General features: G+C 71.5%; 23 protein-coding genes and 1 pseudogene. 7 read left to right on the plus strand and 17 right to left on the minus strand.

Annotated elements, in window-relative coordinates; genetic code table 11:
- Window positions 1–62: 62 nt before the first annotated feature.
- Window positions 63–1,451, minus strand: a complete 1,389-nt coding sequence (locus AB0A63_RS34080) for a class II 3-deoxy-7-phosphoheptulonate synthase (RefSeq protein WP_360398560.1) — start codon at window positions 1,449–1,451, stop codon at window positions 63–65.
- A 184-nt stretch (window positions 1,452–1,635) separates the two neighbouring features.
- Between AB0A63_RS34080 and AB0A63_RS34085 the strand changes: the two genes are divergently transcribed.
- Entirely contained in the window at window positions 1,636–2,643 is a 1,008-nt protein-coding gene (locus tag AB0A63_RS34085; protein WP_360398562.1) for a DUF2891 domain-containing protein, read from the plus strand.
- A gap of 94 nt (window positions 2,644–2,737) precedes the next feature.
- Here the strand turns inward: AB0A63_RS34085 and AB0A63_RS34090 are convergent, their stop codons facing one another.
- The 3 genes from AB0A63_RS34090 to AB0A63_RS34100 all read right to left on the minus strand — a co-directional run bounded on the left by AB0A63_RS34090 (window position 2,738) and on the right by AB0A63_RS34100 (window position 5,110).
- Window positions 2,738–3,766 (minus strand): 6-phosphofructokinase, encoded by a 1,029-nt coding sequence (locus tag AB0A63_RS34090; RefSeq protein WP_360398612.1) that lies wholly within the window; start codon window positions 3,764–3,766, stop codon window positions 2,738–2,740.
- A 75-nt stretch (window positions 3,767–3,841) separates the two neighbouring features.
- A complete protein-coding gene (locus AB0A63_RS34095) occupies window positions 3,842–4,354 on the minus strand; it encodes a polyadenylate-specific 3'-exoribonuclease AS (RefSeq protein ID WP_360398564.1) in 513 nt (170 codons plus the stop codon).
- Window positions 4,355–4,375: 21 nt separating this feature from the next.
- The gene (locus AB0A63_RS34100; RefSeq protein WP_360398566.1) at window positions 4,376–5,110 is read right to left on the minus strand and encodes a lysophospholipid acyltransferase family protein; all 735 of its coding nucleotides are present in this window, start codon (window positions 5,108–5,110) and stop codon (window positions 4,376–4,378) included.
- 178 nt (window positions 5,111–5,288) lie between these two features.
- Here AB0A63_RS34100 and AB0A63_RS34105 point away from each other — a divergent pair, with 178 nt between their 5' ends.
- Entirely contained in the window at window positions 5,289–5,768 is a 480-nt protein-coding gene (locus AB0A63_RS34105) for a hypothetical protein (RefSeq protein ID WP_360398568.1), read from the plus strand.
- 535 nt (window positions 5,769–6,303) lie between these two features.
- Here AB0A63_RS34105 and AB0A63_RS34110 read toward each other — a convergent pair.
- Complete coding sequence (locus AB0A63_RS34110; protein WP_360398570.1) at window positions 6,304–6,534, minus strand: DUF2945 domain-containing protein; 231 nt, start codon at window positions 6,532–6,534, stop codon at window positions 6,304–6,306.
- A gap of 86 nt (window positions 6,535–6,620) precedes the next feature.
- Here AB0A63_RS34110 and AB0A63_RS34115 point away from each other — a divergent pair, with 86 nt between their 5' ends.
- Window positions 6,621–6,956, plus strand: a complete 336-nt coding sequence (locus AB0A63_RS34115; protein ID WP_360398572.1) for a DUF3140 domain-containing protein — start codon at window positions 6,621–6,623, stop codon at window positions 6,954–6,956.
- A gap of 1 nt (window position 6,957) precedes the next feature.
- On the opposite strand, the gene AB0A63_RS34120 is transcribed toward AB0A63_RS34115, so the two are convergent.
- From AB0A63_RS34120 to AB0A63_RS34145, 6 genes are read right to left on the minus strand one after another with little or no spacing between them, the layout of a single operon-like run.
- Window positions 6,958–7,929 carry an ROK family glucokinase gene (locus AB0A63_RS34120; protein WP_360398574.1) on the minus strand — a complete coding sequence of 324 codons (972 nt, stop codon included), beginning with the start codon at window positions 7,927–7,929 and terminating at the stop codon, window positions 6,958–6,960.
- Entirely contained in the window at window positions 7,929–8,267 is a 339-nt protein-coding gene (locus AB0A63_RS34125; RefSeq protein WP_360398576.1) for a hypothetical protein, read from the minus strand. The genes AB0A63_RS34120 and AB0A63_RS34125 overlap by 1 nt, the downstream gene beginning before the upstream one ends.
- Before the next feature lie 27 nt (window positions 8,268–8,294).
- The gene (locus tag AB0A63_RS34130; RefSeq protein ID WP_360398578.1) at window positions 8,295–9,503 is read right to left on the minus strand and encodes an ArsA family ATPase; all 1,209 of its coding nucleotides are present in this window, start codon (window positions 9,501–9,503) and stop codon (window positions 8,295–8,297) included.
- Window positions 9,500–9,940, minus strand: a complete 441-nt coding sequence (locus tag AB0A63_RS34135) for an SRPBCC family protein (protein ID WP_360398580.1) — start codon at window positions 9,938–9,940, stop codon at window positions 9,500–9,502. Before AB0A63_RS34135 ends, AB0A63_RS34130 begins: the two co-directional genes overlap by 4 nt.
- A gap of 23 nt (window positions 9,941–9,963) precedes the next feature.
- Complete coding sequence (locus tag AB0A63_RS34140; protein WP_360398582.1) at window positions 9,964–10,752, minus strand: metallophosphoesterase; 789 nt, start codon at window positions 10,750–10,752, stop codon at window positions 9,964–9,966.
- A gap of 58 nt (window positions 10,753–10,810) precedes the next feature.
- Complete coding sequence (locus tag AB0A63_RS34145) at window positions 10,811–11,191, minus strand: polyketide cyclase / dehydrase and lipid transport (protein ID WP_360398584.1); 381 nt, start codon at window positions 11,189–11,191, stop codon at window positions 10,811–10,813.
- 98 nt (window positions 11,192–11,289) lie between these two features.
- On the opposite strand from AB0A63_RS34145, the gene AB0A63_RS34150 reads away from it, so the two are divergent.
- Window positions 11,290–13,086: a long-chain fatty acid--CoA ligase gene (locus tag AB0A63_RS34150; protein ID WP_360398586.1), complete on the plus strand. Its 1,797-nt coding sequence runs from the start codon at window positions 11,290–11,292 to the stop codon at window positions 13,084–13,086.
- 246 nt (window positions 13,087–13,332) lie between these two features.
- Window positions 13,333–16,200: a BTAD domain-containing putative transcriptional regulator gene (locus AB0A63_RS34155; RefSeq protein ID WP_360398588.1), complete on the plus strand. Its 2,868-nt coding sequence runs from the start codon at window positions 13,333–13,335 to the stop codon at window positions 16,198–16,200.
- A 279-nt stretch (window positions 16,201–16,479) separates the two neighbouring features.
- Here the strand turns inward: AB0A63_RS34155 and AB0A63_RS34160 are convergent, their stop codons facing one another.
- Genes AB0A63_RS34160 through AB0A63_RS34180 form a run of 5 tightly spaced genes read right to left on the minus strand, consistent with a single transcriptional unit; the run spans window position 16,480 to window position 23,694 of the window.
- A complete protein-coding gene (locus AB0A63_RS34160; protein WP_360398590.1) occupies window positions 16,480–17,592 on the minus strand; it encodes a glycosyltransferase family 4 protein in 1,113 nt (370 codons plus the stop codon).
- A 9-nt stretch (window positions 17,593–17,601) separates the two neighbouring features.
- The gene (locus AB0A63_RS34165; RefSeq protein WP_360398592.1) at window positions 17,602–18,387 is read right to left on the minus strand and encodes a basic secretory protein-like protein; all 786 of its coding nucleotides are present in this window, start codon (window positions 18,385–18,387) and stop codon (window positions 17,602–17,604) included.
- Window positions 18,388–18,397: 10 nt separating this feature from the next.
- On the minus strand, window positions 18,398–19,438 hold the full coding sequence (locus tag AB0A63_RS34170) for an NlpC/P60 family protein (RefSeq protein ID WP_360398594.1): 1,041 nt from the start codon (window positions 19,436–19,438) through the stop codon (window positions 18,398–18,400).
- Window positions 19,439–19,465: 27 nt separating this feature from the next.
- Window positions 19,466–20,797 carry an NYN domain-containing protein gene (locus AB0A63_RS34175; RefSeq protein WP_360398614.1) on the minus strand — a complete coding sequence of 444 codons (1,332 nt, stop codon included), beginning with the start codon at window positions 20,795–20,797 and terminating at the stop codon, window positions 19,466–19,468.
- Between the two features lie 14 nt (window positions 20,798–20,811).
- Window positions 20,812–23,694, minus strand: a complete 2,883-nt coding sequence (locus AB0A63_RS34180) for a tetratricopeptide repeat protein (protein ID WP_360398596.1) — start codon at window positions 23,692–23,694, stop codon at window positions 20,812–20,814.
- A gap of 53 nt (window positions 23,695–23,747) precedes the next feature.
- Here AB0A63_RS34180 and AB0A63_RS34185 point away from each other — a divergent pair, with 53 nt between their 5' ends.
- Window positions 23,748–25,448, plus strand: a complete 1,701-nt coding sequence (locus tag AB0A63_RS34185) for a DEDD exonuclease domain-containing protein (RefSeq protein ID WP_360398598.1) — start codon at window positions 23,748–23,750, stop codon at window positions 25,446–25,448.
- Window positions 25,449–25,570: 122 nt separating this feature from the next.
- Window positions 25,571–25,858 carry an Lrp/AsnC ligand binding domain-containing protein gene (locus AB0A63_RS34190; protein WP_360398600.1) on the plus strand — a complete coding sequence of 96 codons (288 nt, stop codon included), beginning with the start codon at window positions 25,571–25,573 and terminating at the stop codon, window positions 25,856–25,858.
- 65 nt (window positions 25,859–25,923) lie between these two features.
- Here AB0A63_RS34190 and AB0A63_RS34195 read toward each other — a convergent pair.
- Window positions 25,924–26,241 (minus strand): annotated as a pseudogene (locus tag AB0A63_RS34195) (cytochrome b); the annotation flags it as partial.

Raw genomic sequence — 26,241 nt, forward strand, 5'->3', positions numbered from 1 at the left:
ACACGGAGGGCCCCGCGTTCTCGACGCGGGGCCCTCCGTTCTTCAGCCGGTCTTCAGGAAACCTACGAGCGCAGCATCTCCGCGACGAGGAACGCCAGCTCCAGTGACTGCTGGGTGTTCAGGCGCGGGTCGCAGGCCGTCTCGTAGCGGCCGGCCAGGTCGGCGTCGGAGATCTCCTGGGCGCCGCCCAGGCACTCGGTGACGTCCTCGCCGGTCAGCTCGATGTGGATGCCGCCGGGGTGGGTGCCCAGGCGCCGGTGCACCTCGAAGAAGCCCTGCACCTCGTCGACGATGCGGTCGAAGTGGCGGGTCTTGTAGCCGGTGCTCGACTCGTGGGTGTTGCCGTGCATCGGGTCGCACTGCCAGATGACCTTGTGGCCGCTGGCCTCGACCTTCTCCACGATCGCCGGGAGCACGTCGCGGACCTTCTGGTTGCCCATGCGCGAGATGAGCGTCAGGCGGCCCGGTTCGCCCCGCGGGTCGAGGCGCTCGACGTACTCCACGGCCATCTCCGGCGACGTCGACGGGCCGATCTTCAGGCCGATCGGGTTGGCCAGCAGCTCCGCGAACGCGATGTGCGCGCCGTCGAGCTGGCGGGTGCGCTCGCCGATCCACACGAAGTGCGACGACAGGTCGTACAGCCTGGGCTGCTCACCGGTGGTGTCCAGGCGCAGCAGGGCGCGCTCGTAGTCGAGCAGCAGCGCCTCGTGCGAGGCGAAGATCTCGGTGCCGTGCAGCGACTGGTCGGTGACCCCGCACGCCGACATGAACCGCAGGCCGCGGTCGATCTCACCGGCCAGCGCCTCGTAGCGCTCACCGGCGGGCGAGGTGCGCACGAAGTCGCGGTTCCAGTCGTGCACGCGGTGCAGGTCGGCCAGACCCGCGCCGGTCAGCGCCCGCAGCAGGTTCATCGCGGCACCGGCGTTGGCGTACGCGCGGATCATGCGACCGGGGTCCGGGACACGGGCCTCGGGCGTGGCCACCAGGGAGTTGATGATGTCGCCGCGGTAGGACGGCAGGCCGAGGGCGTCGATGTTCGACGAACGCGGCTTGGCGTACTGGCCGGCGATGCGGCCGACCTTCACCACCGGCAGGCTCGCGCCGTAGGTCAGGACCACGGCCATCTGCAGCAGGGTCCGGATGTTCGCGCGGATGTGCGGCTCGGTGTTGTCCGCGAACGTCTCCGCGCAGTCACCACCCTGCAGCAGAAACGCCTGACCGTTCGCGACCTGCGCCAGTTGCGTGTGCAGCCGGTCGATCTCGGCGGGCACGGTGATCGGCGGCACGCTCTCGAGCACCGTCCGCACACGACGCACCTGTTCGGCGTCGGGCCACTCCGGCTGCTGGGCGGCCGGGCGCGACAGGGCGTCGTCCAGGCGCTTGCGCATCTCGGGAGGCAGCGGCGGAAGCTCGGGAAGCGTGTCGATGGGCACGTCCACGGTCCAGTTCACGCTGCTCAGCTTAGTTGTTCCACACTGAGAGACCGGGTCGGCCCTGTCAGCCGCCCGCCGAAGATCACGACCGCGGCCACGACCGGTTGACGAGCGGCTTTGCCCGGTCGTCTGTCAGTTGTCAACGATCGGCAGCGGCAGCTGGCCTCTGCCCTGTTGAGACGTCACATTGCATGATTGCCACATGAATGCCACCCGATTGGATGACCGCACCGCGGCCCGGCTGCTGGCCATCGCGATCGACAACGTCCAGCGCGACCACCCCGTGCACTGGACCCACGTGATCGACAACGACGACCGGCTGGTGCCGCAACGGGTGCTGCACCCGGTGTTCGCCGGGTCGTTCGACTGGCACTCCTGCGTGCACCAGACGTGGCTCGCGGTGCGGCTGCTGCGGTTGCGGCCGGAGCTGGAGGGCGCGGACCTGGCGCGGGACGTGCTGGACAAGCTGATCACGCAGGACAACTGCGCCGTGGAGGCCGCGTTCTTCGCCTCACCGGCGGGCCGGTACTGGGAGCGGCCCTACGGGTGGGCGTGGTTGCTGCTGCTCGACGCGGAGCTGCGGTCGTCCGGGCTGCCGTGGTCGGTGGCGCCGATCGCGGACGTGCTGCGCGACCGGTGGCTGGAGTGGGTCTCGGCGGCCCGGTTGCCGATCCGGACGGGGACGCACAGCAACACGGCGTTCGCGACCGGGCTGGTGTTCGACGCGGCTCAGGCGAACGGCGACACCGAGCTGGTCACCGCGTGCGCCGAGGCGGCGTTGCGCTGGCACGGCGACGAGAAGGCGTACGGCGGGTTCGAACCGGACGCCGCCGACTTCCTGTCCCCCGCGCTGACGACGGCCGACCTGATGCGGCGCGCGCTGGGCACCGGCGAGTTCGCCGCCTGGCTCGACGCCTACCTGCCGGAGCTGGACGCGGAACGGTGGCGGTCGCTGCGTGAGCCGTTCCCGGTCGACGACCCCAGTGACCCGTACGGCTCGCACCTGGCCGGGCTCGCGTTGTCGCGCGCCTGGAACTGGGAGGCGATCGCCGATGCGGTGCCGGCCGGGCACCGGTACGCGGACCTGGCGCGCACGGCCTCCGCCGCACACCGCGAAGCCGGGTGGACCTACGTGTTCGGCGGCCACGGCTACATGGCTGACCACTGGCTCGGCACCTTCGCCGCCTACCTCGACGTCAAAGCCTTCTGACCAGCACAAATCGCCACTCATGCAAAAGACGTTTGCGGTCGTCCGCAAACGTCTTTTGCACAACTGATATATCGGTTGCCCGTGAGCTACCGGGTCAGGCGCCGAAGAAGACCTCGGCCTCTTCGTAGCGCTCGGCCGGGACGGTCTTGAGCTCGGCCGTGGCCTCGGAGAGCTTCACGCGCACGATCTCGGTGCCGCGCAGCGCGACCATGGTGCCGAAGTCACCGGCGGCGACGGCGTCGACGGCGTGCAGGCCGAAGCGGGTCGCGAGCACGCGGTCGTAGGCGGTCGGCGTGCCACCGCGCTGGATGTGGCCGAGGACGGCCGCGCGGGACTCCTTGCCGGTGCGGTCCGCGATCTCCTCCGCGAGCCACTGGCCGACACCGCCGAGGCGGACGTGGCCGAACGCGTCGCGCTCACCGGAGTGCAGCACCTCGGCGCCGCCCTCGGGGATCGCACCCTCGGCGACGACGATGATCGGCGCGAACTCGCTCTCGAAGCGGCGCTCGACGTGCTCGACGACCTTGTCGACGCTGAACGGGCGCTCCGGGACGAGGATGACGTTCGCGCCACCGGCGAGACCGGAGTGCAGCGCGATCCAGCCCGCGTGCCGGCCCATGACCTCGACGACGAGCGCACGGTGGTGCGACTCGGCCGTGGTGCGCAGGCGGTCGATGGCCTCGGTCGCGATGTGGACGGCCGTGTCGAAGCCGAACGTGTAGTCCGTGGCGCCGAGGTCGTTGTCGATCGTCTTCGGCACGCCGACGACGCCGATGCCGTCGTCGGTCAGGCGCTTGGCGACACCGAGGGTGTCCTCGCCGCCGATCGCGATGATGGCGTCGACGTTGTTCGCCGCGATGGTCTCGCGGATGCGGTCGACACCGCCCTCGACCTTGTAGGGGTTCGTGCGCGACGAGCCCAGGATCGTGCCACCGCGGGTCAGGATCTCCTCGACGTCCGCGAGGTCGATCGACTTGGTGAGGTTCTCGATCGGGCCCTGCCACCCGTTGCGGAACCCGACGATCTCCCAGCCGTGTGCCTTGATGCCCTTGCGGACCACGGCCCGGATCACGGCGTTCAGACCGGGGCAGTCACCACCGCCAGTGAGCACACCGATGCGCATCTGCTTCCCCATCTCTCGTGTTCTGTGTCACGCAGACTTTCACGAGCTGTATCGGTGCAGCAATGCGGGTCTCACTTACCGGACCGGAAAACCGGTTTTCTGCCGGTGTTCCTCGATCACCTTCCAGCGCGCGAGGTTGTGCCGCGCGTCGGCCAGGGCGTCGTGGGCGTCGGCGGGAGGGGCGGGCAGCTTGGGGCGGCCGACGTCGTCCCAGCGTTGCCGCAAGTCGCGGGTGAACCGGGGCAGGGCGCGCGGCAACGCCGGCATGGCGCCCCACAGCTGCGCCAGCGCCACGTGGTCGTAGGCGGCGAACCACGCCCACAGCTCGACGTCGTCGCGCGCGGCGTTGCGGGCGCCGAGGAAGTCGAGCAGGTCCTCGCGGATGCGGGCGCGGCTGCGCCACGCCTTGTCCGCGGGTGAGGGCAGCTGGTTGAGGACGTTCTGCCGCACCCACGGACCCGCGCGCTCGGGGTCGAACTCGGTGGACACGGCGTAGAACTCGCGGCCTTCCTCGTCGACCACACCGATCGACACCAGGTCGATCGTCACCCCGTCCTCGATGAACTCACAGTCGTAGAAGAACCGCACCGCGACACCCTAGGGTGCCGCTCAGCTCGCCTTCTTCTCGGGCACCCGGTCGGCCTTCCCGCCCTGCTCGGACGCGTTGCCGGGCAGCTCCTTGGCCTTGGCCGCGTAGACGTCGACGTACTCCTGGCCGGAGAGCTCCATGAGCGCGTACATGATCTCGTCGGTGATCGACCGCAGCACGAACCGGTCGCCGGACAGGCCCTCGTAGCGCGAGAAGTCGAGCGGCTTGCCGATCTTGATGCGGATCGGGTGCGGCTTCCACATCCTCGAGCCGATGGGGTTGGCCTTGTCCGTGCCGAACATCGCCACGGGGATGACCGGCGCACCGGACTCCAGCGCGATCCACGCGACCCCGACCTTGCCCTTGTAGAGGCGGGCGTCGGGCGAACGGGTGCCCTCGGGGTAGATGCCGAGCAGCTTGCCCTCGCGCACGATCCGCACACCGGTGTCGAGGGCGCCCTGCGCGGCGGAGGCGCTGGACCGGTCGATCGGCACCTGGCCGACGCCGGAGAAGAACCACTTCTGCAGCTTGCCCTTGATCCCCGTGCCGGTGAAGTACTCGATCTTCGCGGGGAAGGTGACCCGCCGCGACAGCATCAGCGGCAGGAAGAACGAGTCGGAGACGGCGAGGTGGTTGCTCGCCAGGATGGCGCCACCCTCCTTGGGGATGTTCTCGGCGCCCTCGATGATCTTCGGCTGGAAGAACAGCCGCAGAACCGGTCCCAGGAGGACGTGCTTCATCAACCAGTACAGCACTTTGGGAAGCGCCTCCCTAGACCCCGCGAACCTTGATCCCGGCAACCAGCCTACGGAGCCGACCGCTGCTCACACAACGAGTCCCGCGGTTGTGCGTCACGGGCGTGACTGAGCCGACTGCCGTAACCCGCAACACATCCGCTCCGTGCAACGATGAGGGGTCAGAGGGTTGCGGCACATGGAGAGGCTCTGGATGAACGCCCGGCGCGACTCGACCGACGGCCCCGAGAACGTCGACGAGCTCTTTGCCGAGATCGTCGCGGGTCTCGAGCGGGACGGGGTCGGCAAGGACTGGCTCGACCTCGACGAGGCGGGCACGGAGGACGTGAGGACGCGGACCGAGGACCGGGACGACCCGGCCGAGGACGTGCTCTCCGAACCGGAGGACGACGACCGCGACCGGTCCGAAGCCGACGAGCACTACGTGCCGCCGGAGCCGCCGCCGTTCCCGGTGCTGCGCGCCTCGACGATCGTGGCGCTGCTGATCCTGGTGCTGGGCATCGTGCTGCTGGTGGCCCCCGGGCTCTTCGGGTTGCACGCGAGCCTGGGCACGCCGCTGTCGCTCGTGGCCCTGTGCGCGGGCATCGGCCTGCTGATCCTGCGCATGCGCAACACCCCGCCGCCGGACTCGGGCTGGGACGACGGCGCCCAGGTGTGACGCCTCACGGCCGGGTCGGTAACGGCGTGATAACGGCCACTCACACCTTCAGATAACGTTTCGGCCGTGCTTATGGTGCCGGCATGGACCAGATGCAGCACCTGATGATGGCCCGCGCCCTGGCGACCCTGAGCAAGAAGGACGCCGACCGCGCCAAGCGCCGCCGGCCGCGCATCCTGCGCGTGCTCGGCCGCTGACGCCCAGACCACCGCTTCTCCGAGCTGACGCAGGGGTCCCCCGCGAAGGGGGACCCCTTGCTTTCATTCTCCTCGCGAAGACCGACAGTCCCGCGGCCCTCGACAGGCAGAACCGGGCATTTCGGACCGAGTGTTCGCGGCGGGCGAACAGACCCCGACACGCTCGCCGCGACACTCTTCTCGCGATATATCAGCTGGCCTCAGCTAGCCCCACAGCTCTCAGCTACCGCCGCAACCAGTAACCAGACGCCGCCGAGCCCAAGCTGACCTGCTGCTTTGCAACGAGTCTTTTGACGACGTCCGCAAAAGAATCGTTGCAAAGGTGAGGCGAGTGACGGTCAGTCGTAGGACGACGAGCAGTGCGGGTGGAGGGCGCTCGGCTTGTGGACGGCGTCACGGCCGCTCTTGGCGCTGCGGACGCGGTACTGCGGTTCGTCCTCGGACGCCTTCACCTTCCGGCCGGCGGCCTGCTTCTCGGTGGTGATCTCCTCCTCCACCTCGCCGTGGGTGCGGCTGCCGTGGCTCGACCACTCGACCTCGTCGCCGGGCTTGTACGGGTGCTCGCTCATCGTCCGACCCTTCGTCGCGTTGCGTCGTTCGGCGTAACCACGGGTACCCGGCCGCCAGGGATCGACACGGAGGAGAGGACACGCACGTGGGTGACGAGGAGCAGACGCGCAAGGAGTTCGGCGAGGCCGTGAACATGACCGCGAGCCAGCTGGAGAAGTGGCTCGGCACCGCCGAGTCGAAGGAGGTCGGTGACAAGAGCGGCGGCGAGTCGACCGGGCACGCGTCCGGTCGCCGCATCGTCGCGCTGTTGCAGGCGAAGAAGGCCGATCTGACCGATGACGACTACGGGCACATGCGCAAGGTGGTCGGCTACGTGCACCGCCACCTCGCCCAGCGGCCCGACCAGCCCACCAGCGAGATCGAGAGCAGCCGGTGGCGCTACTCGCTCATGAACTGGGGCCACGACCCCCTGAAGAGCTGACTCAGGGGCTGCGGTGGTTGCGGGCCATCGACGACACCGTCTCGCGGGCCAGGGTCGCCGCACCGACGATGCCGGCGTCGTCGCCGAGCTGCGCGGTGCGGATCCTGGCCAGCGGGCGGTGACCGGCGCCGGTCACGACGGCGGCGTAGCGCTCGCGGGCGTCGTCGAGGAACAGCGGCGCCGACTCCGACACCCCTCCCCCGATGACGATCACCTCGGGGTCGTAGACGTCGGCGACCAGCGCCAGGCCCTCGCCGAGCCAGCGCGCCAGGTCGGCCATCGCGCGTTGCGCCAACGGGTCACCGTCGCGTGCGGCACCGGCGACTCGACGACCCGTCACGGCGCGTGAGTCGCCTGCGGCCTCACGGCCGAGCACGGTCGAGATGCCGGGGTGCTTGGCCAGCAGCTCCACGGCGGTCGCACTCAACGCCGTCCCGCTGCAGTAGCGCTCCCAGCAGCCGTTCTTGCCGCACGGGCACGGACGGCCGTCGGGCACCACGCGCAGATGACCCAGCTCGGGTGCAACGCCGTACGCGCCGCGGAACACCTCGCCGTCCAGCAGCAGGGCCGCGCCGATACCGGTCCCGATGGCCACCAGAACAGCGGTCTTGGCGCCGCGAGCGGCACCGAAGCGGTGTTCGGCCAGCGCGGCGGCGTTCGCGTCGTGTTCCAGCACGACGGGCAGGCCGAGGCGGTCGCTCATGCGGTCGGCGACGTTCATCTGCCGCCACGCCAGGTGCGGCGCGAACCGCACCGTGCGGCGGTCCGAGGCGATGAACCCGGCGACGGCGAGGCCGACGGCGTCCACCGCGTGCCGGGCCGCGACCTCTTCCACGGCGGCGACGAGCGCGTCTTCAAGTGCACGTTCGCCAGCGGGTGTCGGTGCGCGCGAGGTGTCGAGCACGGACCCACGCGCGTCCACGACACCAGCGCGCACACTGGTGCCCCCGATATCGACTCCGACGGTGAGCACTAGTCGGTCTTCCTGACGACCTTGATGTGCTGAACGCGCTGCCCGGCGTCAGCGGGTTCGGCCGGTTCGGCCGGTGCGGGCGTGCCCGGTTCGCGCAGAGCGGCCCGCAGCACCGCCACCAGCCCGGCGGCGTGCTCCGCAGCCTTCGCGGCGAGCTCGGAACGGTCGCCGCGCAGCAGTGCGACGCCGTTGCACACCGGGCACCAGCCGCACGTCTCCGGCGCGTGCGCGCCATCGCCCGCTTCGGCCACGCGCTGCAGCCACGGCTGCATGCGCTCGGCGGCGGTGTCGATGAGCAGCCGCAGCTCCTCGGCGAGCTTGCCGTTGTTCTCGGTCATGAAAAACTCCTGATCAGCGCCACGGGGTCAACGCCACAGCGCCGGGTCCGGCCGGAACCCCACCGTCACGCCGGCCGAGTCCATCTCCGCACCGGTCACGATGCAGCGCCTCAGCAACGAGGGCAGCGCCACGAGCCGACGCCGGCCATCGACGGTCAGCGCCAGGTCGTCGCCCACGCGCGCAAGGTCCAGTTCCGTGTCATCGGCCAGCGGCAACGCGATCCGCAGCGAGTATCGGGCGTCGAGCCCGCGTCCGCTGCCCGACACCTCCAGCAGCGACTCCGACACCGCGGCACCGGGCAACGGGTCCTCGTCGCCGTACAGCTGCGCCGCGACCTCCAGCAACGCCGTCACGCCCACGGGTTCGGACGCGCGGTGGTCGACCGTGCGGATCTCGCCGATGCCGGTCAGCTCGGCGAGCACCGCGTCCTGCTCGTGCCGCCGGGTCCGCAGCCACGTGGCGGCCGCGCCGCGCGCCGGTCCCGGTGACGGCACCAGCCGGTTCGCGATCACGCTGTCGACCCGGATCCCCTGCAGCGCCAACGCGGTCAGCGTCCGCCGGGTCTCCGCGGCGACCACGCGTTCGGGCGTGAGCACCAGCCGCACCGAGCACGAGGACGGGTCCGCGAGCATCGACCGCAGCGCGTCCAGCCGCTCCGCCAGCCGGCTCAGCGCGTCCGCCGTCGCGTCCCACTTCTCGACGGTGCCGGTACCCGCGACACCGGCCAGCAGGCCGCGCACCACGCGCCGGTGCGTCGGGAAGAGCCTCTCCAGGTAGCCGGCGAACGCCTCGGGCAGCGACAGCAGCCGCAGCGTCTCCGCCGTCGGACCGCAGTCGACGACCACGACCTCCCACGGCCCGGCCGCGGCGAGCCTGCGCACCTCCGCCAGCGCGAGGAGCTCCTCCACGCCCGGCAGGACGGTCAGCTCCTCGGCGTCGAGCTCGTCGACCCCGGCGCCGGCCAGCACGGTGCGCAGGTGCCCGCGCAGATCACCCCAGGCGTCGTCGACGAGTCCGCGGGGGTCGATCTGGCAGGCGAACAGGCCGTCTGCACCGTCCACTTCGGACGGGGCGGCACCCAGGCGCACGTCGAGCGCGTCGCCCAGGGAGTGCGCGGGATCGGTCGACACCACGAGCGCCTTGCGGCCGTGCGCCGCGAGCGTCGCCGCCGTCGCGGCGGCCAGGGTGGTCTTGCCGACCCCGCCCTTGCCGGTGAAGAGCAGGACCCGGCTCAAGCCGCCTTCTCCGCGCGCTTCTTGAGCTCCTTGAGCGCGGTGTCGAGGATCAGCTTCTCGGCCTTGCGGCGGAACAGCCCGATCATCGGGATCACCAGCTGCACCGACAGCGTGTAGGTGACCTTGGTGCCGGTCCCCGACGGCTCCAGCACGTAGCTGCCGTGCTGCGACTTCTGCATGGTGCCCTTGACGAGGTCCCAGCGCACCGAGAGGCCGTCGGGCGCCCAGTCGTACCTCAGCGTGTACTCGTCCTTCACGGGACCCTGGTCGATCGCGAACCGCACCTGCTCGGCGCGGCCGTCGTCGCGGGTGTCGAGGACCTCGACCTCCTTCATCCCGTTCGCCCAGTCCGGGTACGACGGGAAGTCCGCGATGATCGCCATGATCTTCTCAGGCGGCGCGTCGATGACGATGGACTGAGTGGACTCGTCGGCCATGGAACAGGAGGCTACTCGCGTCTTTACCAGTTGAGGACGTGAGGCTTGCCGCTGCGCTGGAAGTGCCCGACGTTGATGCACTCGGTGTAGCCGACGCGCACCCGGCGGGCCAGCGGCTGGTGCACGTGCCCGAACACCGACCAGCGCGGGCGTTCCCGCACGATCTTGTCCAGCGCCGGCCGCGAGCCCCACTCCGGGCGGCGCGCGACGACGTCGTAGGTCAGGTCGGGGACCTGCGGCGGGATGTGCGTGCACAGCACGTCGACCTCCCCCATCCGGTCCAGCGCGGCCGCCATGTCCTGCTCGGTGCGCAGGTACGGGAACCAGGGCGCGTCGGGGTTGCGCACGTGTCCCGGCATGAGCAGCCCGCCGCCCGCGAACCCGAACCGCAGGCCGCCGATCTCCACCGCGGCGCCGTCGACGACGTGCACGCCGTCGCGGGCGAACCGCGGCCACAGGTGCGGACTGTCCACATTGCCCGGTGTCGCGTACGTCGGCGCGGACATCGCCCCGAACAACGCGTGGTACTGCTCCAGCACCGCTTCCTCCACGACCGCGCGGGCGTCGTCCAGACCGTCCCACAGGGACCGGACGTAGCCCGCGGTGTCGGCGCGCCGGGTGCCGCGGCGCAGCTCGGCGAAGACCCCGACCTTCTCCGGGCCGAACACGCGGCCCATGATGCCCTTGGAGTGGTCGTAGTAGTCCACGAAGTCGATGAGGTCGCCCAGCACGACGAGCGCGTCCGCCCCGTCACCGGCACGCGCCAGCGCCTCCGCGTTGCCGTGCACATCCGAAACCACGTGAACCCGCACGGTCCCAACCTAGTTCAACGGGCGCACCGGGGTTTCACGAGACATGTGCCACTGTCGATCACCCGGCCGGAGGGCAGCCGGCCGGACGGCCGTCCTCCAGGGTCAGCTTGAGGCCGAGTGCCACGGACTTGGCGGCGAGCTGGCGGCGTTGCACCTCACGGCGCGCGCTGCGCGGGGTGAGCGACCCGGCGGGCGGATCAGCGCGGAGGAAGTAGTGCAGCAGGGTGCCGTCGAGCATCGGCTCGAGCCAGACCTCCATGGTCCCCACGAGCGCGCCGCCCACCGTCCAGCGCAGGCCCTCCTGGCCCCGGTCTGCGTAGACGTCGAGCTCCAGGTCCGGCCAGAACGCCCGCCACGACGACGGCACGGAGAAGGCTGCGGCGACCACGCTGGGCGGGACCGCCAGGAATGTCTCGTCGACGACGTCCACACTGGCCATGGGGTCAAAAGGTAACGGAAGGGCGTACCAACCTTTGTATCGCCGGAATCACACGCTAAGTTTCCCCACCAGTAACAAATCATCGTACGGAGGTTGACGTGCGCGAGTTCAGCGTCCCCGCCACCGCCGCAGTGGCTCCTGAGGAGAACCTCACCGACATGGTGTGGGCCAACGCGGAACGGTTCGGCAACGCCGTCAGCTTCCGCAGGCAGGTCGACGGCACCTGGGTCGACATCACCGCGCGGGACTTCGCCGCGCAGGTGATGGCGGTCGCCAAGGGCATGATCGCCGCCGGCCTGGAGCACGGCGACCGCGTCGGCCTGGTGTCGAAGACCCGCTACGAGTGGTCGCTGCTCGACTTCGCCATCTGGGCGGCGGGCGGCGTGGTCGTGCCGATCTACGAGACCTCGTCGGCAGGCCAGATCCAGTGGATCCTGTCCGACTCGGGCGCGAAGGCGGTGTTCGTCGAGGCCGCGCAGCACCGCGCGCTGGTCGACGAGGTCGTCGGCACGCTGCCCGAGCTGCGGCACGTGTGGCAGATCGAGGGCTCCGCGCCCGCCGTCGACGAGCTGACGGCGCTGGGTGCCGAGATCACCGACGAGCAGGTGCACGAGCGCCGCGGCCAGGTGAAGGCGGACGAGACGGCGACGCTCGTCTACACCTCCGGCACCACCGGCCGCCCCAAGGGCTGCACGCTGACGCACCGCAACCTGCTGTCCGAGGTGCGGTCGGCGCTGTCGCGGTTCCCGGAGATCCTCGCGGCCGGCAACTCGCTGCTGCTGTTCCTGCCGCTCGCGCACATCCTGGCGCGTGCCCTGTACCTCGCGTGCGTGTACTCGCGTGCCACGCTGGGCCACACCGCGGACGTGCAGAACCTCGTCGGCGACCTCGGCCAGTTCCGCCCGACGTTCGTCGTCGCGGTGCCGCGCGTGTTCGAGAAGGTCTACAACGGCGCCAAGCAGAAGGCGCACGCCGGCGGCAAGGGCAAGATCTTCGACGCGGCCGAGGCCACCTCGGTCGCCTACAGCCAGGCGCTCGACGACGGCGGCCCCGGCTTCGGCCTGCGGGTCAAGCACGCCGTGTTCGACAAGCTGGTGTTCTCGAAGCTGCGTGCCGCGCTCGGTGGCCGCGCGGTCGCCGCCGTGTCCGGTGGTGCGCCGCTGGGCGACCGGTTGTCGCACTTCTTCCGCGGCGCGGGCATCCCGGTCTACGAGGGCTACGGCCTGACCGAGACGTCGGCGGCGGCGTGCGTGACGTTCAAGGGCCAGGAGAAGGTCGGCACGGTCGGCCTGCCGGTGCCCGGCACGTCGGTGCGCATCGCCGAGGACGGCGAGATCCTCATCAAGGGCGACATCGTCTTCACCGGCTACTGGAACAACGAGGCCGCCACCGAGGAGGCGCTGGAGGACGGCTGGTTCCACACCGGTGACATCGGCGAGCTCGACGGCGAGGGCTTCCTGAGGATCACCGGGCGCAAGAAGGAGATCATCGTCACCGCCGGTGGCAAGAACGTCTCCCCCGCACAGCTCGAGGACCGCATCCGGGCGCACCCGCTGATCTCGCAGTGCATGGTCGTCGGCGACAAGCAGCCGTTCATCGGCGCGCTGATCACGATCGACCCGGAGTTCTTCCCGGCCTGGAAGGAGTCGCACGGCAAGCCGGCCTCGGCCGAGGTGCCCGACCTGGTCGAGGACCCCGACCTGCTGGCCGAGATCCAGGCCGTGGTGGACGAGGCGAACAGGTCGGTGTCCAAGGCGGAGGCGATCCGCAAGTTCCGCGTGCTGCCGGTGGACTTCACCGAGGCCGGTGGCGAGATGACGCCGTCGCTGAAGCTGAAGCGGTCGGTCGTGGCGAACACGTACGCCTCCGACATCGACGCGATCTACGCGAAGTAGGTCCTGAACAGCGCGAAAGGCCCAGGAGCTGGAAGAGAGCTCCTGGGCCTTTCGACCCCCAGCGATCGTGATCCGCGAACTTCCGCGGAACCCGAGAAGTGTTGTTGCCCCGGCCCCCCGACCGGGACGAGTAGAAGACTGCCGGACGGCGCTGACGTATCGCTGACGCGCCGATGTCACTCGGCGACAGCGCGCTAATAGGCTGTGAGTGAGACGGGATCATCCGGCGCGCGTAGGGGGAAGGCAATGACCTCGGGTCCGCAGTTCCGGCTGCTCGGCCCGATGGAGGTGCGCCTGGGCGACTCCGCCGTCCTGCTCCGCGCCGGCAAGCACCGGGCGTTGCTCGCGGCGCTGCTGCTGCGGCCCAACCGCGTGGTGCCCGTGACGGAACTGGTCGAGCACGTGTGGGGTGACGCGCCGCCCGCGCGGACGCGGGGCACGTTGCAGACGTACGTGATGCGGTTGCGTGCGGCGCTGGGCGACCCGTCGCTGATCCAGACCGCCGCCGACGGCTACCGGATGCGCATCGACCCGTTGGCCGTGGACGTCCACCGGTTCGCCGACGCGGCGGCACGCGGACGTGCGGCGGCGGCGAACGACCTGGTCAAGGCGCGGAAAGCGTTTGCTGAAGCGTTGGAGCTGTGGCGCGGGCCGGTGCTGTCGGACGTGCCTTCGGAGACGTTGTACGCCGAGCACGCGCCGCGGTTGACCGAGCTGCTGATGACCGTGCACGAGCAGCGGGTCGACGTGGAGCTCGCGCTGGGCAACCACGCGGACCTGGTGCCGGAGCTGTTCGCGCTGACGCGGGACCACCCGTTGCGCGAGCGGTTCTGGGGGCAGCTGATGCTCGCGCTGTACCGCAGCAGCCGGCAGGCGGAGGCGCTGGAGGCGTTCCGGCAGCTCGACCGGACCCTGGACGAGCAGCTCGGGATCGACCCGTCGGCCGAGCTGCGGGCGTTGCACCAGGCGATCCTGGTCCGCTCACCCGAGCTCGCGGCACCGGTGCCGGAACGGGCACCCGACCGCGCGCCGCCGTCACCGCTGCAGCTGCCGGCGGACACCCCGGACTTCACCGGGCGGGAACGGCACGTCGAGCGGATCACGGCGCTGGTCACCGGGGCACTGGGCAACGCGGTGCCGATCGTGACGCTGGCGGGGCCACCGGGGGTGGGCAAGACGACGCTGGCCGTGCGGGTGGCGCACGTGCTGCGGGACCGGTTCCCCGACGGGCAGCTGTACGTCGACCTGCGCGGGTACGCGCTGGGCCCGCCCGCGGACGGGGTGGACGTGCTGTCGCGGTTCCTGCGGGCGCTGGGCGTGCCGCCGGACGAGATCCCGCCGGACGCGGACGAGCAGAGCACGATGCTGCGGTCGTTGCTGTCGGGCCGGCGGGTGCTGCTGGTGCTCGACAACGCCTCTGCGCCCGACCAGGTGCGGGCGCTGCTGCCGGGGACGGCGTCGTGCCCGGTGATCGTGACCTCGCGCGACGACCTGCGCGGGCTGATCGCCATGAACGGCGCGCGGACCGTGCCGGTGGACGTGTTCACGCCGGGCGAGTCGGTGGCGTTGCTGGAGAAGCTGCTGGGACCGGGTGAGCACGCGGAGCTGGCCGCGCGGTGCGGGCACCTGCCGCTGGCGCTGCGGGTGGCGGCGGCGTACCTGGCCGGGCGCGACGACGTGACGATCTCGGGCTCGCCGATCGAGCTCGCCTACGCCGCGCTGCCACCGGCGCCGCAGCGGTTGTTCCGGTTGCTGTCGCTGGTGCCGGGACCGGACTTCACCGCGGAGGCCGCGTCCGCGCTGGCCGACGTGGACGCCGAGGGCCTGCTGACGGTGCTGGTGATCGCGAACCTGGTGGTGTCGCCCGCTCCGGGTCGCTACCGGTTCCACGACGAGCTGATGCACTACGCGGCGTCGCTGCGGGCGGAGCTGGACACCCCGGCCGAGCAGCAGGCGGCGCTGACGGCGTTGCTCGACCACTACGTGCGCGGCGCAGAACGCTGCGCCGAGCTGCTCTACCCCGGCATCCTGCGGCTGCCGTCGACGGCGTCGGGCCCGGTGCCGCGGATCTCGACGCAGGCCGACGCGCTGGCGTGGCTCGACGCCGAACGCCCGAACCTGACCGCCGCCATCCGGCACGCCGCCCTGCACGGCCCGGCCCCCGTGGCGTTCCAGCTGGCCGACGCGCTGCGCGGCTACCTGTGGATCGGCCAGCACGTCGGCGAATGGCTCGCGACCGCCCACCACGGCCTGCAGGCCGCCCAGGCGTCCGCGCACCGCCCGGCGGAGGCGGCGATGCACGCGAACCTCGGCACCCTCTACCTGCGGCTCGGCGAGTACGCGCGGTCCGTCGACCACCACAGCCGGGCCGTGGAGCTGTACCGCGCGCTGGGCGACAAGGACGCCGAGGCGGGCGTGCTGAACAACCTCAGCCTCGTCTACCGCCGCTCCGGTCAGCTCGGTGCCGCGAAGGACGCCCTGCTGCGCTGCCTGGAGATGCTGCGCTCGGAGGACAGCGTCAGCACGGGCCTGTACAACCTCGGTCAGCTGGCCGTCGAGCTGGGCGAGGTCGACGAGGCCGTGGAGCACTTCACCCAGGCCCTGGCGCTGGCGCCCAACGCCGACGGCCACACCTACCTCGGCATGGCGCTGCGCCTGCAGGGCCGTCATGACGAGGCCCGCGCTCACCTGACCCGTGCCCTGGAGATCGGCAACGTCCCCGCCGGCGAGGCCGAGACCCTGGAGAACCTCGCCGCCCTGGAGCTCGCCGAGGGCAACGCCGACCTCGCCCTCTCCCTCGCCTCACGCGCGCTGGCGCTGGTCGCCGACGGCGGTGACCAGCAGGTGGCGGCGTCGGTGCGGATCACGCTCGGCGAGGTCCACCGGGCGCTGGCCCAGCTCGACGGGGCCGTGGAATACCTGGACCAGGCGCTCGCGACGGCCCGGCGCATCGGGTACGCCTCCGGTGAGGTGCGGGCGTTGATCGTGCTGGCGGCGGTGCGGCGCGACCTCGGGTCGGACGTGGAAGCTCGCTCGGCTGCCGCTGAGGCGATCCGGCGCAGCACCGAGCTAGGTCTGCACGCCCTGGAGACGCGAGCTCGCGCGCTCAGCTGAGACGCGCCGGCGCCAGCGAGCTGAGCTCAGCTGAAACGCGCCGGACCCAGCGAGCTTCAGCTTGGTGAGCTGGAGCTTGGTGAGCTGGAGCTTGGTGAGCTGGAGCTTGGTGCGAGCTGAGCTTGGCGCGAGCTATCGCGCCATATCCCATATCCAATACATCAGCTTGCTGCCGACGATTAGCTGCTGATGACAACGTTGTCATGTGTGACCAGCTGAGCATTGCCGCCCGTAGCTAGGCGATATATCGGGTATTGGATATGGCATATCGGATATCGGTCAGCCGATGAGCTGCTGGAGCCGGTGGGCGAGCTGGTCCCACTGCCAGTGGGTGCTCACCCAGTCCCGGCCGGCGCGGCCCATCTCGATGGCCATAGCGGGGTTGGCGAGCAGGGCGGCGACCTTGGTGGCGACGTCGTCGACGTCGCGGCCGTCGACGACGTTGCCGGTGATGCCGTCGCGGACCGTCTCGGGTGCGCCGCCGGACCGTCCGGCGACGACGGGCAGACCGGTCGCGGACGCTTCGAGGTAGACGATGCCGAGGCCTTCGACGTCGAGGCCGCGGCCACGGGTGCGGCAGGGCATCGCGAAGACGTCACCGGCGTTGTAGTGGGCCGGCAGCTCCTCCCACGGCACCGAGCCGGTCAGCACGACGTTGCCCGCCTGGCCGGTTTCGGCGACGAGGGCGTCGAGCTTCGCGCGGTAGGGGCCGCCGCCGACGATCAGCAGGGCCGCGTCCGGCACCGAGCGGCGGATCAGCGGGAGTGCGCGGATGAGGACGTCCTGACCCTTGCGCGGCACGAGGCGGGACACGCAGACGACGACCGGGCGGTCGCCGAGGCCGTAGCGGCGGCGGAGCTCCGCGCGTGCGGCCGGGTCGGGGCGGTAGAGGTCCGTGTCCACACCGGACGGCAGGTGTTCGAGGGCGGCGAGCGGGCCGAACGCCGCCGCGAAGCGGGAGCGGGTGTAGCGGCTGACGTAGGTCACGACGTCCACACCGGATCCGATGGCGCGCAACGCCTGGCTGGCCACGGGCAGCATCGACCAGCCGACCTCGTGGCCGTGGGTGCTCGCGACCGACCGGCTCAGGCCGAGGCGCGGTGCCAGCAGTGCGAGCGGGGCGGCCGCGCCGAACCAGGCGGCGTCGCACGACTCGGTGCGCGCGATGGCACGGGCGCGGCGCAGCACGTCGGGGGTCGGCAGCATCAGCGACGTCGGGTGCCGCACGACGGGGAACGGCTGGCGCGCGTCGAACTCGGCGTCGCCCTTCCACTTCGGCGCGTAGACCACGAGCGAGTCAGCGGGCAGGCGGGTCGCCAGTGCGTGCAGGTAGGCCTGGATGCCACCGGGGCGGGGCGGGAAGTCGTTGGTCACCAGCAAGGTTCGGCGCACGGACCAACGCTATCCGATCGTGGTCCGCAGGAAGTCGCGCCAGTCCGCCACGTCCACGGCGCGGGCGTCCACAGCGGACAGCGACGCGTTGCGCAGGAAGAACTCGACGACGCCGCGCTCCCCCAGCCGCGACTGCAGGTACACCACGACCGAGTACGCCTGCTGGTAGGCGAGGTCGCGGCCGGGGCCGGTGAAGTCGGTGGGCAACGCGGACACGTCGGCCGTCAGCAACGGCGCCGCCTCCCGCAGCGGCAGGCCGGTCGCCTGGAACGCCACCCAGTCCGCGAACCCCTCCACCAGCCACAGCGGCGCCGAGTCCGACGTCTGGTCGCGGGTCGCGACGTGGGTGATCTCGTGCCGCAGCAGCACACCCAGCTCCAGGTCCGACAACGGCGCCACCCGCACCCGGTTGAGCACCACCCGTTGCGCGGCGCCGTCGCGGATCGCGATGCCCGCCATGTCCTTGAACGCCGGCCCGACCAGCGACACCAGCTCGGCGTCCGAGGCGGGGATGACGACGTCGACGCGCCGCGACCAGCTCAGCCCACGACCGATATCCAATACATTGGATACGGCTGCTATCGCTTCGTCGAGCAACCCTTCCACCCGCGCCGCCAGCTCCCCGTCACAGGAACTGCTGGTCACCGTGCCCATCGCCGCCGACCGCGAGGTTGCTGTGCAATCGGGTGTTGCGGTCGACGGCAACTCAACGGCGCTGGGGTGCAACGCCACGTTGAGGCTGAGCAGGAACGTGACGACGACCAGCACCGCCAACACCGTCCTGAAGCGCCTCACGCGCGCAACGCTAGCCGTCGATGCGACGAATAACCGCGATGGGCCCGATGGCGTCGATCGGCGCGATCTTCACCGGCTGCCCCTCGGTGGAGGCGTGCACAGCGCGCGCGTTGTCGACCGCCATGGCCACGTGCGAGCGGCTGGCGTAGTAGATGATCAGGTCGCCGGCTCGGACGTCGGAGCGCGACACCGCGCGTCCGACCGAGGCCTGTCCCCCGGACGTGCGGGGCAGGGCCACGTTCGCGGCGGCGTACGCCTTCATCGTGAGCCCGGCGCAGTCCCACTGGTCGAGCCCGGTGGCGCCGTAGCGGTACTCGTCCCCGCGCTGCTCCAGCGCGAACTGCAGCGCGATCCCGGCGGCACCACCCGGCACGCTGACCCGCGACCGGTCGCCCGGATCCCGCAGCTGCTGCACGACCGGCGCGGGCAGTCGTGCCAGTGCCGTGCGCACCTCGTCGACCTGGCCCTGCAACGCCCGCTTGCGGGCCTCCAGGTCGGCCTTCAGCCGTTCCGCCGCCTCGGTGGCCGCGGCGGCACGCGAGCGCGCGTTCTCCGCCACCTGGTGGGCCTGCCGCGCCTTCTCCACCGCGCCGGACAGCCGCGCGAGCGAGTCGGCCTTGTCCTCGGCCAGGATTCGCATCATCTCGAGCCGCAGCAGGAAGTCCTGCTGCGAGTCCGCGACGAGCAGCGCGGAGAGCTGGTTGAACCGCGCGCCCTCGAACGACGCCTCGGTCAGCAGGTCGACCTGGCCGCGGAAGCCCTCCTCGTCGGCCTTGGCCTGCACCTCGATCTGCTGCGCCGCCGCGACGTCCGCCGTGGCGCGTTCGAGCTCGGCCCTGCGCAGCGTGAGGTCCTCCTGCGCGCGCAGCACCTCCTCGTTCAGCTTGGTCGCCTGCTCGGTCAGCTGGGCGTACCTGCGGGCGGGGTCGGCGGGTTGCGCTGCCGAGGACACCGCCGGGGCGGCGCAGCAGAGCAGCACGACAACCAGAGCACCGCGGGTGAGCTTGCGCGACAGCACGTCGCCGATCCCCTTCGCGTCACACAGTTCCAAGATCGACGCGAGCAGGCTACCGCGTGACTAAACGCGACCGAGCCGGGCCAGCAACACCGCGGACGGCACCGGGTGCGCACCACGCCGGCGCACCGAGTCGGCGACCGCGCGATCCGACGTCACCACCACCACCGGCCGCCCCTCCGGCTCGGCGGTGACCAACGCGCGGATGACGTCATCAGCGAGAACACCGGGATCGCTGAAGAGCACCCGCACGCCGCGAGGCGCCGCCGCGGGCACGGCGACCACTCCGGCGCCGTCGAACACCAGCGTCACCTCGGCACCGGTGCGCGCGGCGAGCACCGCGAGCTGGTGCACGAGCCGGTCGCGCTGATCGGACAACGACAGCTCCGGGTAACCGGTCTTCGTGACGTTGTAGCCGTCCACGACGAGGTGCACGGCCGGCAACGCCAGCAACCGGTCCAGCGCAGCCGGGTCCTCCACCCGTCCCACCGCGCCCTGCGACGCCGACGCACCGCGCACGAGGTCGGCTGGACGTGGTCCGGAGCCGCCCAGCGCCAGCTCCCGCCGCAGTCCCGTCACCGCGCCGTCGAGGGTGTCCACGAGCAGCGCGAGCCGCACCTCGTCGGCCTGCCGGGCCTCCCGCGCCGACTGCCGGGCGACCTCGGCGTCCGCGATCGCCCGTTGCGCCTTGCCCCGCTCGGTCTCCGCACGTTCCCGTTCCCGGTCGCGTTCCGCGGTCAGCCGCTTGAGCTCCTCGGCCGTGCGTTCCCGCACGCGTTCGACCTCGGCCGCCGCCGCCTCGGCCGCGTCCTTGGCCTCGCGCAGCTTCACGCCCTGTTCGCGCAATCGCTTGCGCAGCCGTTCCAGCTCGACCTCGGCGTCCGCGCGCACGCGTTCGGCGGCGCCGTCGAGCTGGCTGCGTTCGGCGCGCAGCCGTTCGAGCTCGCCCTCCAGCCGTTCCGAGCGCACGACCGCCGCGTCCCGCTCGGCCCGCAGCGTCGCGTCGCCGACCCGCCGCGACACCAGCTCCACGTAGTGCGGTGCGACCTCGTCCCCGGTCAGCACGGCGGCCGCGGCGGCGGCCACCGGGTCCGGCGAGGTCACCTCCAGCGTCGACGGCCGGTTCTTGCGCAGCCACTCGACGACGGCGGTGCGGAAGTTCGCCGAGTCGCGCAGCCCGGCCACGACCTGTGCGCCGCCGAGCCGGGCGCGTTTGGTCGGCGCGAACTTGGCCACGGGCCGCAGGTGCTGCGGCACGTCGACCTTCGCCATCTCCCCGAGGGCGTCGGCGCCGAGCTCCGCGAGCCGCATCCGCAGCGGCTCCGGCAGCGCACCCCAGTCCACAGTGGACTCGCCCACCTCGTCGGCGGGCGGGTCGTACTCGGGCTCGGGCATCGGGTCTGGCACCGTTACAGGCTAGAGCCCCCGCGCTTGAGCAGCGCACGGACATCTCCGGCCTCCGGCACGCCGATCTCCTCGAAGATCGCCAGGGCCTGCTCCCACGCGCCTTCGCGACCGTGTCCGAGCACCTGCAGTGAACGGGCTTCACCGAGTCGGCACCCGTTGCGTCGATGCAGGTCAACGGCCTCCTGGGCGAACTTCAGCGCCCGGTCTGGATCACCGGCCAGGTGCAGCGTCGCCAGCGCTGTCAGCGCCGTGCCCTCGATCAGGCCGTAGCCGTGCTCCCGTGCCATGGCCAGCGCCTGGTGCAGGTGTTCGGCGCGGCCCGTTGCCCTTCCGAGACCCGCGAGCGCCTGCGCCTCGCCGTGCTTGTAGCCGATGCGCTGGGCAACGGACACCGCACGCCGGTACTCCTCCTCCGCGGCCGGATCACCGAGCCGCAGCAGCGCGGCGCCGATGCTGTGCCGTGCGTCGACCTCGCCGCCGGGGTCGTTCACCTCCAGGGCGATCTGCAACGCCTCCCGGCCGGCCTCCACCGCCAGGTCGAGCCGCCCGGCCTCGCGGTGCACGGCGGAGACGTCGTCGAGCAGGTACGACTCCAGGCCGCGCTGGCCCAGCGCCCTGATGTCCACCAGCGCCTGCTCGAACGTCACCACCGCCTCGTCCAGCCGCCCCAGGTCGCGCAGCGCACAGCCCAGCTCGGCGATCGGGCGCCCGTTCTTCACGCCGATCTGCTGGTAGAGCGCGAAGGACCGGCGGTGGTGCGCCTCGGCGTCCCGCAACCGGCCGCGCATCCAGCACGTGGACCCGAGCTGGGACAACGCGTGCGCCTCCCGCCGCAGCTGCCCCAGCTCGTGGCTGAGCTCGGCGACCCTGAGGTAGCTCTCGGCGGCGCGGTCGGTGTCGCCGACCTCGCGGGAGACGTGGCCGAGGACCGTGAGGAACCGGAGCGTGCCGGCGGGCCAGTCGTCGCGTTCGGCCAGGTCGAGCGCCTGCTGGACCAACCCCAGCGCTTCGCTGGAACGACCGGAGTACATGCGTGCGATCGCCTCGCTCGCGAGTGCCGCCGCCTCGCCGCGCATCTCCCCCTCTTGCCGTGCGGACGCAAGCCCGGCCTCGCGCACCACGGCCCAGCTCGCGTGATCACGGCGTGCGGCGAAGAAGCTGTGCGTCGCGTCGGCGAGCCGCCAGGCGAACGGACCGGTGGCGGCGATCGCGACGAGGTTGGTCTTCTCGGCGACCAACCAGGCCAAGGCCTCCGCCGACGTCTCGAACGTGCGGCCGTCCGTTGCCTCGAACAGCACGTCGTCGGCGACGTAACACATGCGCGAGGCGTTGGCCGCTGTACCGATGTGCCACAACGCCAGCCGTGCGCGCAGTGCGTTCGTCTCCTCCTCCGTCAGCAGATCACGTGCGTACAGGCGCACGAGGTCGTGGAGGTGATAGCGATCACCTTGGCGTTCCACGAGGTTCGCCGTGACCAGCTGGTCGAGGCCGGTGCCGAGCAGTGCGGCCACCTCGGCCGTGAAGTCGTGTCCTGCGATGGCGCCCAACCGCCTGAACAGCTCTTGTGCTGCTGCGGGCAGCGAACGGAACGAGAGGTCGAGTGCTGCGCGCACGGCGAGACGTTCGTCGTCGTCGACTCGCAACGCCGCGAGCCTGCCTTCTTCTTCGCGCAGCTCGTCGACCAGGTCCGCGACCGATCCGGTGGCGTTCGCCGCGGCGATCCTCAGCGCGAGCGGGAGGTGGCCGCACAACCGGGCCAGCTCGGGCAGCTCGGGTGCGTCGCCGAGCATGCCGCGCAGCAGCGCGACGGCCTCCTCCGGCGCCATGACGTCCAGCAGCACCGGCCACGCGTCGAGACCGGAGAGCCGGTTGCGGCTGGTGATCACGACGCGGCAGCCCTCCGCGCCGGGCAGCAGCGGTGCGACCTGGGCGGCGGTCGCGGCGTTGTCCAGCACGACCAGCATCCGCCGGTCGCGCAACAACATGCGGTAGAGGTCGGTCTGCTGCTCCAGCTGCTGCGGGATGCGCGGCCCGGCGATGCCCAGTGCGCGCAGGAACCGCGCCAGCACGTCGCCGGGCGGCAACGGCGGGGTGTCCCGGTCGAAGCCGCGCAGGTTCGCGTAGAGCTGGCCGTCGGGGAACTGGTCGGCGACCGTGTGCGCGTGGTGCAGCGCCAACGCCGTCTTGCCGACGCCTGCTGTGCCGTCGATCGCGGTGATGACGACCGTTCGCCCGATGGCGCCGAGCTCGGCCAACGCGGACGCACGGCCGGTGAAGTTCGGCAGGTCCGCGGGCAGCTGGTGCGGCACAACGCGCTGGGTCGGCTCCGATGTGACGCCCCGCAGCTCACGCGGTCGTTGGCGGTGCGGGTAGCGGTCGACCAGTTCGGCCAGCTCGGCGGAGACGTCCTCGCCGAGGCGCAGCCGGCGTTCCAGGTGGTCTTCGACGACCTCCAGGCGCTCCTCCTCCAGTGCGGCGCGGACATCGCTCCACGGCGGGGCCGCGGGCAGGTCGGCGAGGGGTTCCTGCTGCCACAACGCCAGCGCTGCTTCGAACAAACGGGCCGCTGCCGCGTCGTCGTCCAGAGCGCGCGCGTTCGCGACGAGGTGGCGGAAGTGGTGCAGATCGACGTCGTCAGGTCCTGCTTCGAGCACATAGCCGTCCGCGCGCGTGGAGACCACGATGCCGTCCAGCGCCTGCCGCAACCGGAAGACGTGCTGGTGCAGCGCGTTGACGTGCATGGGCTTCTCGTCGGCACCCCACATCGACTCGATCAGGCGTTCCGACCGCACCACGTGGCCGGGCTGCAGGGCGAGCGCCGCGAGCAGCGACCGCTGCCGGACGCTGAGGGGCAGGCCGGAAGGTCCCAGGAGCGTGATCCGCACACCGGTGAGGCTAGCTCCAAAAATTGTCAGACCCCGTCGCTAACGTCAGCGGGGTGACCGGTCAACTGTCCTTCGACGAGCTCGGGACGCCGCTGCGCGACACGACGTTCGTCGTCTTCGACCTGGAGACGACGGGAGGGAGTGCCGAGCAGGACGCCGTCACCGAGATCGGCGCGGTGAAGGTGCGCGGCGGCGAGGTGATCGGCGAGTTCGCCACGCTCGTCGACCCCGAGCGCGGCATCCCGCCGCAGGTCGCGCAGCTGACGGGGATCACGCAGCTGATGGTGACCGGTGCGCCTCGGATGCAGACGGTGCTGCCCGCGTTCCTGGAGTTCGCGGCCGGAGCGGTGCTGGTCGCGCACAACTCCGGGTTCGACGTCGGGTTCGTCAAGGCGGCGTGCGAGCGGCAGGGCTACCGGTGGCCGAAGCCGCCGGTGGTGTGCACGGTGCGACTGGCGCGACGGGTGCTGAGCCGCGACGAGGCGCCGTCGTGCCGCCTGTCGGCGCTGGCGGACCTGTTCCACACGCGGACCCGGCCGACGCACCGGGCGCTGGCCGATGCGCGCACCACGGTCGAGGTGCTGCACGCGTTGCTGGAGCGCGTGGGCAACGTGGGGGTGCACTCGCTGGAGGAGCTGCTGGCGTACCTGCCGGAGGTGACGCCGGAGCAGCGCCGCAAGCGCTCCCTGGCCGCGCATCTGCCGTCGGTGCCCGGCGTGTACCTCTTCCGCGGTCCCAAGGAGGAGGTGCTGTACGTCGGCACGGCGTCGGACCTGCGGCGGCGGGTGCGGCAGTACTTCACCGCGAGCGAGGGCAGACGCCGGCTGCGCGAGATGGTCGCGCTCGCGGTGCGGGTCGACGCCGTCGAGTGCGCTCATTCGCTGGAAGCCGAGGTGCGCGAGCTGCGGCTGCTGCGCGCGCACCGCCCCGCGTACAACAAGAGGTCGAAGAACCCGCACCACGCGTGGTGGCTGGTGCTGACCGACGAGCCGTTCCCCCGGTTGTCGCTGGTCCGCACCCCGCGCGACGGTGCGCTGGGCCCGTTCCGCACCCGCCGTGCGGCCGAGTCGGTGGCGGACGCGCTGCTCGACGCCGTGCCGCTGCGGTCGTGCACGCTCAAGATCCCGGCCACGAACCAGCGCGCCTCGCCGTGCGCCCTGGCCGAGCTCGGCCGCTGCCAGGCCCCCTGCGCAGGCCGGCAGACCGTGGAGGAGTACTCCCCCGCCGTCGTGGCGGTGCGCGACCTGGTGGTGGGCCGCAGCGCGGACCCGTTGCGCGGTCTCGCGGAGCAGCTGGGCTCCCTGGCCACGGCCGAGCGCTTCGAGGAGGCCGCCACCCGCCGCGACCGCCTCGCGGGCCTCGTCCGCTCGCTGGACCGCGCCCAGCGCCTCGCCGCGCTGGCCGCCCTGCCGCAGCTCGTGGCCGCCCGCCCGGACCGCGACGGTGGCTGGGAGTTCTCGGTCGTCCGCTACGGCCGGCTGGCCTCGGCCGGTGTCGCCCGCCGCGGCACCCGCCCGATGCCGGTGGTCGACGCGCTGGTGGCCTCGGCGGAGACGGTCATCCCGACCGCGGGCCCGTTGCGCGGTGCGCCGCCGGAGGAGACCGGGGTGGTGCTGCGCTGGCTCGACCAGCCCGGTACCCGCCTGGTGTACGCGGACGAACCGTGGGCCTCACCGGCCGGTGCGGCGGCGGCATGGGTGCCGTGGGCTGAGCAGGCGTCGAGCGCACGCCCGCTGGTGGACCGCTGGCACTGAGGCGGTCCGGTGCGCGGAAGGTCGGTGTCGCGGGAGCGTGCGGAGTTCGTGGCGCTCGCGATCAGCGGGTAGGGCAGACTACGGGTGCTTTGGTACCCGTAGTGAGACCCGAGGAGGACGCCGTGGTCACCGCCATCGTGCTGATCCAGGCCGCCGCCGAGCGCATTCCCGAGGCGGCGCAGGAGATCGCCGACATCGACGGAGTCACGGAGGTGTACTCCTGCGCCGGTGACGTGGACCTGATCGCGCTGGTCAAGGTCAGCAAGCACGAGGACCTCGCCGCGCTGGTGCCGGGCAAGATCAGCAAGGTCGAGGGCGTGCTGAACACCGACACGCACATCGCGTTCCGCAGCTACTCGAAGCGGGACGACGAGGCGGCGTTCGCGATCGGCCTGGACGACGCGCAGTAGCCGAAGACGCATGCGAAAAGCCCCCGTGGAGATCGTCCACGGGGGCTTTCACTGCTTCAGCAGGCTCAGGCCTTGGGGTCGGAGGGCTTGCCGGCCAGCTCGCCCGCGGTGTCCTCGGCGCTGATGCCTTCGGAGACATGCGCCCTGCGGCGTGCGTTCTCCAGGGCCACGGTCTCCTCGACCGGGTCCGGCGACCACGTGCTGCCCGCGACCGGATGCCCGGCCGAACCGAGCTTGTTCATCTTCTTCGGCACCGACGCACCCTGATAGGCCAGGGGGATCGGGTGACCGTGGTCGTCCACCGGGCCCAGCGGCTGGTGGACCTCGATGAACTCACCGTGCGGCAACCGCTTGATGATGCCGGTCTCCACACCGTGCTCCAG

Source organism: Lentzea sp. NPDC042327 (assembly GCF_040647275.1).
In the GTDB taxonomy this organism is placed as follows: domain Bacteria; phylum Actinomycetota; class Actinomycetes; order Mycobacteriales; family Pseudonocardiaceae; genus Lentzea.